This is a genomic window from Microbacterium sp. 13-71-7, assembly GCF_002257455.1.
GTDB lineage: Bacteria > Actinomycetota > Actinomycetes > Actinomycetales > Microbacteriaceae > Microbacterium.
Genome location: NZ_NCKN01000174.1, coordinates 1 through 8,870 on the forward strand (window position 1 = coordinate 1; position 8,870 = coordinate 8,870).

Sequence of the window (8,870 nt, forward strand, 5' to 3'; positions counted from 1 at the left end):
GACATCACCCGCGGCGCCCCCACCCGGCTCCTCGACATCACCGACTCCGGCTGGCCCCCGCTGACCTGGCACCACCCACCTTCGAGTCGTCCCCATGAGCGCACCCCAGAGGGTCCCCTCACGGGGACGACGCGAGAAGTGGAGGGGGTGCCGGCTCTGGAGATCGCGGCGACGTGCCGGATCGCGGAGCTGCGCGCCCTCGCCGATGAACCGTCCCCCGGAGGCGTGCCCCGGGCGGCGCTGCCGGGGCTGGACCTGATCCCGCCCGCGTGCGACTCCTTCGTCGCGTCGTGGAAGATCTGGAACGTCTCGACCGTGGGCGGGAACGTCGCGACGGGGCTCCCCGCCGGCCCGATGATCTCGCTGCTGAGCGGCTGGGGCGCGACCGCGCTGATCCTGTGCCCCGATGGCTCCGCACGGCGCGCGCCCGTGGCCGAGCTCATCGTCGGCCCCGCCCGCACCCGGCTCGCCGACGGCGAGCTGATCCGCAGCTTCCTCGTGCCGGGTCATGCCCTGGCGCAGACGCCCGCGTTCCGCCGCATCTCGCTCACCGAGCGCGGACGTTCGGCGGCCCTGCTGATCGGGCGGCGCACGTCGGCGTCGGGGCTGCGGCTCGTCGTCACGGCGTCCACGTTCCACCCGATCGTGCTCGACGTGACGGCGGATCCGGACCCCCGCAACGGGACCGCGGGGAGCGGGACCGCCGGGAGCGGGACCGCCGGAATCGCCGCCCGCGCCGACGACGCCCGGGGCGGGACCGGGATCGCGGTCCGCGCCGACGGCGCCGCCTGGCGCGACGCGATCGACGCCGCGGTCGCCCGCACGCGCGGCTGGTACGACGACATCCACGGCGAACCCGCCTGGCGGCGGCTGATGACGCACCGCCTCGGCGAGGAGATCCTCGCCGAACTGCTGCCGGAGTCCGCCATCGGCGTCGACGACGCGATCGGGCGGGTCACCGGCGACCTGCGCCTCGAGAGGAGCACCCGATGAGCACCACCTCCCCCGCACGCCCGGCGCGCGCGGCACACGAGTGCGAGACACCGGATCCTGCACGAGACGCCCCGGCTGCCGTGGTGTCTCGCGCGGAAAGTGGTGTTTCGCGAGGATCCCACGCCTGCGGACCGCACGCGACCCTCGACGGGCGCCCGGTCCCGGTCGACCCGGAGCCCGGACAGTGCCTGCGCACGTGGCTGCGCGATCAGGGCTCGTACGGCGTGAAGAAGGGGTGCGACGGCGGCGACTGCGGCGCGTGCACCGTGATCGTCGACGGCGAGCCCGTGCACAGCTGCGTGTACCCCGCGCACCGCGCCGCCGGCCGGGACATCGTCACCGTCCAGGGCCTCGGCACCCCCGAGGATCCGCACCCTGTGCAGGAGCGGTTCCGCCGCGCGGCCGGCTTCCAGTGCGGGTTCTGCACCGCGGGCATGGTGTGCACGGTCGCCGCGATGCCGAAGGGCGCCGAGGAGGACCTCGGCCGCACGCTCAAGGGCAACATCTGCCGCTGCACCGGGTACCGCGCGATCGAGGACGCGGTGCGGGGCACGGTGAACATCGACGACCGCGCCGGCGGCGTGGGCCGCGCGACGGGCGCCCCCGCGGCGGCCGGGGTCGTCACCGGCACCGTCCGCTACACGATGGACATCGACCCCGCCGAGCTCCCCGCCCCGCTGCTGTACGCCGCGGTGGTGCGCAGCCCGCACGCGCACGCACGGGTCGTCGGGATCGATGCGACCCGCGCCCTCGCCTCCGACGGCGTCGTGCGCGTGCTCAGCCGCGGCGACGCCCCGACGACGGTGTTCTCCACGGCGCAGCACGAGATCGAGGCCGACGACCCGTACGACACCCGCGTGTTCGACGAGTACGTGCGCTTCGTCGGGCAGCGCGTGGCCCTGGTCGTGGCGGAGTCGCAGCGCGCGGCGGACCGCGCCGCCCGCCTCGTCGACGTGGAGTACGAGGTCCTCCCGGCGAACACGGATCCGGAGCTCGCCGACGCCGCGGGGACCGTCGCGCTGCACGGCGCGGCATCCCCCGCCGGGCAGCGGGCCAGGGCGGCGGGCGGATCCGTGCCCGACCCCGAGGGGGTCGCCCGCGCCGAGGCGAACATCGTCATGGAGATGAGCTCCGAGGTCGGCGACCTCGCGGCCGAGCTCGCCGCGAGCGACATCGTCGAGGAGCGCACCTTCCACACCCACCGCGTCTCGCACACGGCGCTCGAGACCCACGGATCCATCGCCTGGCAGGATCCGGACGGCCGCTTCGTCGTGCGCAGCAGCACCCAGGTGCCGTTCCTCGCCCGACGCACGCTCGCCCGGATCTTCGGCATCGACAGGGAGCGGCTGCGCGTCTACTCCGCCCGCGTCGGCGGCGGCTTCGGCGGCAAGCAGGAGGTGTTCACCGAGGATCTGGCCCTGCTCGCGACGATGGCGACCGGCCGCCCCGTGCGCGTCGAGTTCTCGCGCAAGGAGGTGCTGACCGCGACGAGCGTGCGGCATCCGTTCCGGATCAGGGTGCGCATGGGCGCGACCGCGGACGGCCGCATCACGGGCATCGGGGTCGACGTGCGCTCCAACACGGGCGCATACGGCAACCACGGCCCCGGCGTGATGTTCCACGGCGTGGGCGAGTCGATCGCCGTCTACCGGGCGGCGGCGAAGAGGATCGACGCCGACGTCGTCTACACGAACACCGTGCCCTCCGGCGCCTTCCGCGGCTACGGGCTGAGTCAGATGATCTTCGCGATCGAGTCGACCGTCGACGAGCTCGCCCGCCGGCTGGGCATGGATCCGCTCGCGTTCCGCACCGCGAACCTCATCGGGCAGGACGACGCGATGATCGCGGCGCACGAGGAGCCCGACCTCATCATCGGCAGCTACGGCCTGGACGAGTGCGTGCGGATCGTGCGCGATGGCCTGGCCCGCGACCGGGACGAGGATCGTCGCGCGCTCGCCCAGGGCTGGCGGCTCGGTGAGGGATCCGCGGTCGCGATGATCGCCACGGTCCCGCCGCGCGGTCATCACGCGCACACCGTGATCCGGCTCGAGGCGGACGGGGCGTTCGGCCTCGACGTCGGCACGGCCGAGTTCGGCAACGGCACCTCCACGGTGCACCAGCAGATCGCCGCGACCGTGCTGCAGACCACGACCCGCGCCGTGCGGCTGCGCCAGTCCGACTCGGATCTGGTGCCGCACGACACCGGCGCGTTCGGCTCCACCGGAACCGTCGTCGCGGGGCGGGCCACGCACGCCGCCGCGACCGCCCTCGCCGAGCGCATCCGCGGCCGCGCCGCCGAGCTGCTGGACGCGCCGCCCGCCGAATGCGTGCTCGCCGGATCCCGCGTGATCCGCGGCGAGCAGTCGGTCTCCCTGGCCGACCTCGCCGCCGACGCCGAGCGCCGGGGCGTGCCCCTCGAGGCGAAGGGGTACTGGGGCGGCACGCCGCGGTCGGTCGCCTTCAACGTGCAGGGGTTCCGCGTCGCGATCGACGAGGCCACAGGGGAGCTGCGGATCCTGCGGTCGATCCACGCCGCCGACGCCGGCGTCGTGGTCAACCCCGAGCAGTGCCGGGGTCAGGTCGAGGGCGGCATCGCGCAGGGCATCGGCGCCGCGCTGCACGAGATCGTGCGCGTGGACGAGACAGGCACGGTGGTGTCGGACATCCTGCGGCAGTACCACGTGCCCGCGTTCGCCGACATCCCCCGCTCCGAGGTGCACTTCGCGCAGACCTCCGACGTGCTGGGCCCGCTCGGCGCCAAGTCGATGAGCGAGTCGCCGTTCAACCCGATCGCCCCGGCACTGGCCGCGGCGATCCGCGACGCGACCGGCATCAGGATGACCGCGACGCCCTTCACGCGCGACCGGATCCACGCCGCGATCCTCGAGCGGGATGCGGAGGCCGCCCGATGACGACGCGCTCCCGCCACGCGATCGTACTCGCGGCCGGACGCGGCACCCGTCTCGGCCGCGGGCCCAAGGCGCTCCTCCCCTGGAACGGCGAGGTGCTCGTCACCCGCGCCGCGCGGGCCGCGGCGGAGGCCGGCTGCAGCGTCACGGTCGCGGTCGGCCCGGCCGCCCGCACGGCGCGCAGCTGGCTCCGCGCCCGCTGCCCCGCCGCGCACGTGGTCGAGGTGCACGACGCGCGGCTGGGCATGTCCGCCTCGCTGCGCGCGGCCGTGCTGCCGCTCGTCGTGACCGACGCCCCGCCCCATGCCGTGGTCGTGCTGCTCGTGGACCAGCCGGGCGTCGACGCATCCGTGATCCGGCGCCTGTTCGCCGCCCACGTGCCGGGGCGCGTCGCCCGCGCGATGTGGCACGGCGTCCCAGGCAACCCCGCGGTGTTCGGCACCGGCGACCTCTGCTCCGCCGCGGCCCTGGCCGAGGGCGACGCGGCGGCGCGGGCGTGGATCGCACGGAACCGCCATCTCGTCGACGACGTGGAGTGCGGCGATCTGGGCCGCGGCGACGACATCGATGAGCCCGCCGACCTCGCGTCGTGGCCCGAGCTGCGCGTCCCCCTCTGACCCGGATCGGGCCGGCGGCCGTGCGGCCGGCGGCCAGTGCGGTCGGCGGCCCCGGCGGTCGGCGGCCCGTGCGGTCGGCCGCCCCGCGAACGTCGAAGCCCCCGACCCGCGCACGCGGATCGGGGGCTTCGACGGACTGCTCAGTGGCTGAGGAACTGCTCCACCGGCCCCCGCACGAAGTAGAGCGCGAACCCGGCGGCGACGACCCACATCAGCCAGTGGACTTTCTTCGCCCGGCCGGAGAGGACGTTGATGAGCGCCCAGGAGATGCAGCCGACGCCGATGCCGTTGGCGATCGAGTAGGTCAGCGGCATCGTCACGATCGTGAGGAAGGCCGGGAGGGCGACCGCGAAGTTGGTGAACTTGATCTCGCGGATCTGTCCCATCATCATCGCGCCGACGATGACGAGGGCGGCCGAGCCGACCTCGATCGGCACCACGAGCGTGAGCGGCGTCAGGAACATCGACAGCAGGAACAGCACGCCGACCACGAGCGAGGCGAGACCCGTGCGGGCGCCCTCGCCGATGCCCGAGGCGCTGTCGACGTAGACCGTGTTCGACGAGGTCGAGGTCATGCCACCGGCGACGGCGCCGAAGCCCTCGACGACGAACGCGGAGCGCAGCCGCGGGAACGTGCCGTCCTTGTAGGCCAGGCCCGCGTTCTTCGCGAGGCCGGTCATCGTGCCCATCGCGTCGAAGAAGTTCGAGAACACCAGGGTGAAGACGAGCATCGTCGCCGACAGCGCGCCGACGCGGCCGAAGGCGCCGAACAGGTCGAACTGCCCGACCAGGCTGAAGTCCGGGATCGTGACCAGCGAGCTCGGCAGCTCGGGGATCGTCATGTGCCAGCCGTTCGGGTCCTTGAACGAGGGACCGAGCTGCAGCACCGCCTGGGCGATGAGCGCGACGACCGTGGTCGCGACGATGCCGATCAGGATGCCGCCCGGGACCTTCCGTGCCACCAGGATCCCGATGACGACGAGTCCCAGCAGGAAGATCAGCGTCGGGACCGAGGTGATGGATCCGCCGTTGCCGAGCTGCACCGGCGGACCGCCGGGGCCCGCGGTGCGGTTGACGAAGCCCGAGTCGACGAAGCCGATGAAGGCGATGAACAGGCCGATGCCGACCGTGATCGCGGCCTTGAGCGGCTGCGGCACCGCGTGGAAGATCGCGGTCCGGATGCCGGTGGCTCCGAACAGCACGATCAGGATGCCGTTGATGACCACGAGACCCATGGCCTCGGCCCAGGTCACCTGGCCCACGACCGCGACCGCGAGGAAGGAGTTGATGCCGAGGCCCGCCGCGAGCGCGAAGGGCAGTCGTGCGATGACTCCGAACAGGATCGTCATGACGCCGGCGGTGAGGCCGGTCGCCGCGCCGATCTGCGCGGCATCCAGGGCGTGGCCGGCGACGTCCTTGGTGCCGCCGAGGATCAGCGGGTTCAGGATGACGATGTACGCCATCGTGACGAAGGTCACGATGCCGCCTCGGATCTCACGGCCGACGGTCGAACCGCGGCGGGTGATGCTGAAGAACCGGTCGAGACCGTTCCTGGGCTCGACCTCGACCGTCGAGGTGGCGCCGGTCTTCAGGGGAGGAAGTGCTTCCTCCTGGCGGGAGAACAGCGCGGTGGCCTCGTTCTCGGGTGTTCCCTCTGCTTCGGGGGTGGGAGTGGGGGACGTCATTGTCTGCTCCTGGGTTCGTCGGGTCGGGTCAGTACTCGATGCGGGTGGTGGTGAGGTTCCATTCGGTGAAGGGCGCGACGCGCTCCTCGGCGGGCAGGGCGATGTCGGAGACGGGCATGAGCGCCTTGTCCTCCGGTCCCCCCTCGAAATAGCGGTAGAACACCGCGTCGTCGAAGCCGGCGTCGGCGGCGTCGTCGCGGTTGGCCGCGAAGTACACCCGGTCGACGCGCGCCCACAGCGACGTGGCGAGGCACATCGGGCACGGCTCGCAGCTCGTGTAGAGCGTGGCGCCGGAGAGGTCGAACGTGCCGAGCTGCTGGCACGCGTTGCGGATCGCGGTCACCTCGGCGTGTGCCGAGGGATCGAGGTTCGCGGTGACCCGGTTGACGCCTTCGAAGACCCGGCCGTCGGCCGAGACGATGAGGGCGCCGAAGGGACCTCCGGCGTTTCGGACGTTGTCCGTGGCGAGGGCGACGGCCTGAGCGAGATACTCGGCAGGCGTCGTCACACCAGCGGACGAAGGCGCAGCGCTTTGAGAGGGCACAGGGGTGCTGTTCATCGGAGAGCTTCCTTGCTGTCGTCGCAGTGATACGGCTTCCGGTCGGACCCTTCGTCGGGCCCTTCCTCGAGATAAGTACGTCGAACCGCTAGGTTGTCATCCCGCCTCCGGCTGTTGATACGGCCTCGGGCTGGATCGACAGTAACAGCGTTCCCCCGCCACGTCCATCGTTTTTTGGAACCTGGATTCCACATTGTGATAATCCGTGTTGCTTCTCCGCATCCGCGGCGCTATGGTCATCGCCATGACGCATTTTCGGATCCGCGAGGCTGCCGGCCTTCTGGGAGTCAGCGATGACACCGTGCGCCGCTGGGCTGCGGACGGCATCCTGACCCTGTCCACCGACGCGACGGGGCACCAGGTCGTGCCCGGTGTCGAGCTCGCCGAGCGCGCACAGGCTCTGGCGAGCGAACCGGATCCCGGCGACAACGTCCTGCGCAGCGCGCGCAACCGCTTCGTGGGCCTCGTCACGGCCGTGCGCGTCGAGGGGCTGATGGCGCAGATCGAACTGCAGAGCGGTCCGAACCGCATCGTGTCGCTCATGAGCGCCGAGGCCGCCGCCGAGCTCGGGCTCGAGGTCGGGAGCAAGGCCGTCGCCGTCACCAAGGCCACCATGATGATCATCGAGACCGAAAGGACCGAGTCGCGATGACCCGATCCCCCCTCCCGTTGCGCCTGTCCGCGATCGCCGCCACGGCCCTGGCCGCGGCGCTCGCCCTGACCGCATGCTCCGGCGCGGCTCCCGCCGCGACGCCGACGCCCACCGCTGCGTCCTCGACCGCGAGCGGTGAACTCACCGTGTTCGCCGCGGCGTCGCTGAGCCAGGCGTTCGACAAGATCTCCACGGCGTTCGAGGCGGAGAACCCGAAGGTGCACGTCGATCCGATCACCTACGACGGATCCTCGACGCTCGCGACGCAGATCATCGAGGGCGCGTCGGTCGACGTGTTCGCCTCGGCCGACCAGAAGAACATGGACAAGGTGGCCCAGGCGGGCCTCGCGGGCGATGCTCCCGTCTTCACGACGAACGTCCTGCAGATCGCGGTCGCTCCCGGCAACCCGCTCAAGGTCGAGGACCTCGCCTCGCTCGCGGACCCGGGCCTGAAGGTCGTGCTGTGCGCCCCCGCCGTACCGTGCGGCAACGCGGCCAAGACGCTGCTCGACGCGGCGAAGGTGACCGTGACGCCCGCCAGCGAGGAGCAGAACGTGACCGCGGTGCTCGCGAAGGTCAAGGCGGGGGAGGCCGACGCCGGACTCGTGTACGCGACCGACGTCAAGGCCGCAGGATCCGCCGTGACCGGCATCGCGATCGCGGGCGCCGACAAGGCGACCAACAAGTATCCGATCACGGTGCTGAAGGCCTCGAAGAACGCCGAGGCCGCCACTGCGTTCCAGGCCTTCGTGCTCTCGGACAAGGGCCAGAAGATCCTCAGGGAACTGGGGTTCGGCGGCGCATGACGGGGGGCAGGAGGGATCCGCGCGCGGTCGCGTCGTCGACGACGGCCACGCGCGGGGACGCCCCGACCCCCGATGCCGCCCCCGCGGCCGCCCCGCGACGGCGCGGGGAGCACCTGCCCGCCTGGCTGCTGATCCCGGCGATCATCGCCGTGCTGCTGCTGGTGCTGCCCTTCGTCGCACTGCTGGTGCGGCTGGACTGGGCGACGGTCCCGGCGGCGATCACCTCTCCCGCCGCGTTGCAGGCGCTCGGGCTCTCCCTGACCACGGCCGCGATCGCGACCGTGGTCTGCGCGGTCCTCGGGGTGCCGCTCGCGGTCGCGATGGCCCGCAGCCGCGGCTGGCTGGCCTCGGTGCTGCGCACGCTGACCACGCTGCCGCTCGTCCTGCCCCCTCTCGTCGGGGGCATCGCGCTGCTCGCCCTGCTCGGGCGCAACGGCCTGCTCGGCGGAGCGCTGGCCGTCGCGGGCATCAGGATCCCGTTCACGACCGCGGCCGTGGTCATCGCGCAGGCGTTCGTCGCACTGCCGTTCCTGGTGATCTCGATTGAGGGCGCGCTGCGGGCGATCGGCACCGAGCACGAGCGGGTCGCGGCGGGTCTCGGCGCGAGCCGGTTCACGGTCTTCCGCCGGGTGACGCTGCCGCTCGCGGC

General features: G+C 72.4%; 8 protein-coding genes. 6 read left to right on the top strand and 2 right to left on the bottom strand.

Annotation, left to right across the window (positions count from 1 at the left end):
- From B7X32_RS15115 to B7X32_RS15125, 3 genes are all read left to right on the top strand, one after another.
- Window positions 1–993: FAD binding domain-containing protein (locus B7X32_RS15115; protein ID WP_292721297.1), on the top strand; the 993-nt coding region annotated here is incomplete at its 5' end.
- Complete coding sequence (locus B7X32_RS15120) at window positions 990–3,905, top strand: molybdopterin cofactor-binding domain-containing protein (protein ID WP_292721299.1); 2,916 nt, start codon at window positions 990–992, stop codon at window positions 3,903–3,905. The genes B7X32_RS15115 and B7X32_RS15120, both read left to right, overlap by 4 nt.
- Entirely contained in the window at window positions 3,902–4,519 is a 618-nt protein-coding gene (locus tag B7X32_RS15125; RefSeq protein WP_292721301.1) for an NTP transferase domain-containing protein, read from the top strand. Before B7X32_RS15120 ends, B7X32_RS15125 begins: the two co-directional genes overlap by 4 nt.
- Window positions 4,520–4,659: 140 nt before the next feature.
- On the opposite strand, the gene B7X32_RS15130 is transcribed toward B7X32_RS15125, so the two are convergent.
- Entirely contained in the window at window positions 4,660–6,204 is a 1,545-nt protein-coding gene (locus tag B7X32_RS15130) for an NCS2 family permease (RefSeq protein WP_292721306.1), read from the bottom strand.
- A 28-nt stretch (window positions 6,205–6,232) separates the two neighbouring features.
- The gene (locus B7X32_RS15135) at window positions 6,233–6,712 is read right to left on the bottom strand and encodes a nucleoside deaminase (RefSeq protein ID WP_292721309.1); all 480 of its coding nucleotides are present in this window, start codon (window positions 6,710–6,712) and stop codon (window positions 6,233–6,235) included.
- A gap of 295 nt (window positions 6,713–7,007) precedes the next feature.
- Between B7X32_RS15135 and B7X32_RS15140 the strand changes: the two genes are divergently transcribed.
- The 3 genes from B7X32_RS15140 to B7X32_RS15150 form a co-directional block, all read left to right on the top strand.
- Window positions 7,008–7,415, top strand: a complete 408-nt coding sequence (locus tag B7X32_RS15140) for a TOBE domain-containing protein (RefSeq protein WP_292721312.1) — start codon at window positions 7,008–7,010, stop codon at window positions 7,413–7,415.
- Window positions 7,412–8,221, top strand: a complete 810-nt coding sequence (gene modA / locus B7X32_RS15145; RefSeq protein WP_292721315.1) for a molybdate ABC transporter substrate-binding protein — start codon at window positions 7,412–7,414, stop codon at window positions 8,219–8,221. The genes B7X32_RS15140 and modA overlap by 4 nt, the downstream gene beginning before the upstream one ends.
- Window positions 8,218–8,870 (top strand): ABC transporter permease subunit (locus B7X32_RS15150; RefSeq protein ID WP_292721317.1); only part of this gene is annotated, 653 nt, incomplete at its 3' end. The genes modA and B7X32_RS15150, both read left to right, overlap by 4 nt.

Bases quoted from the DNA above. Each gene is read 5' to 3' on its own strand.
- B7X32_RS15120 (WP_292721299.1), top strand. From the start codon at position 990: ATGAGCACCACCTCCCCCGCACGCCCGGCGCGCGCGGCACACGAGTGC.
- B7X32_RS15125 (WP_292721301.1), top strand. From the start codon at position 3,902: ATGACGACGCGCTCCCGCCACGCGATCGTACTCGCGGCCGGACGCGGC.
- B7X32_RS15130 (WP_292721306.1), bottom strand. From the start codon at position 6,204: ATGACGTCCCCCACTCCCACCCCCGAAGCAGAGGGAACACCCGAGAAC.
- B7X32_RS15140 (WP_292721312.1), top strand. From the start codon at position 7,008: ATGACGCATTTTCGGATCCGCGAGGCTGCCGGCCTTCTGGGAGTCAGC.
- modA (WP_292721315.1), top strand. From the start codon at position 7,412: ATGACCCGATCCCCCCTCCCGTTGCGCCTGTCCGCGATCGCCGCCACG.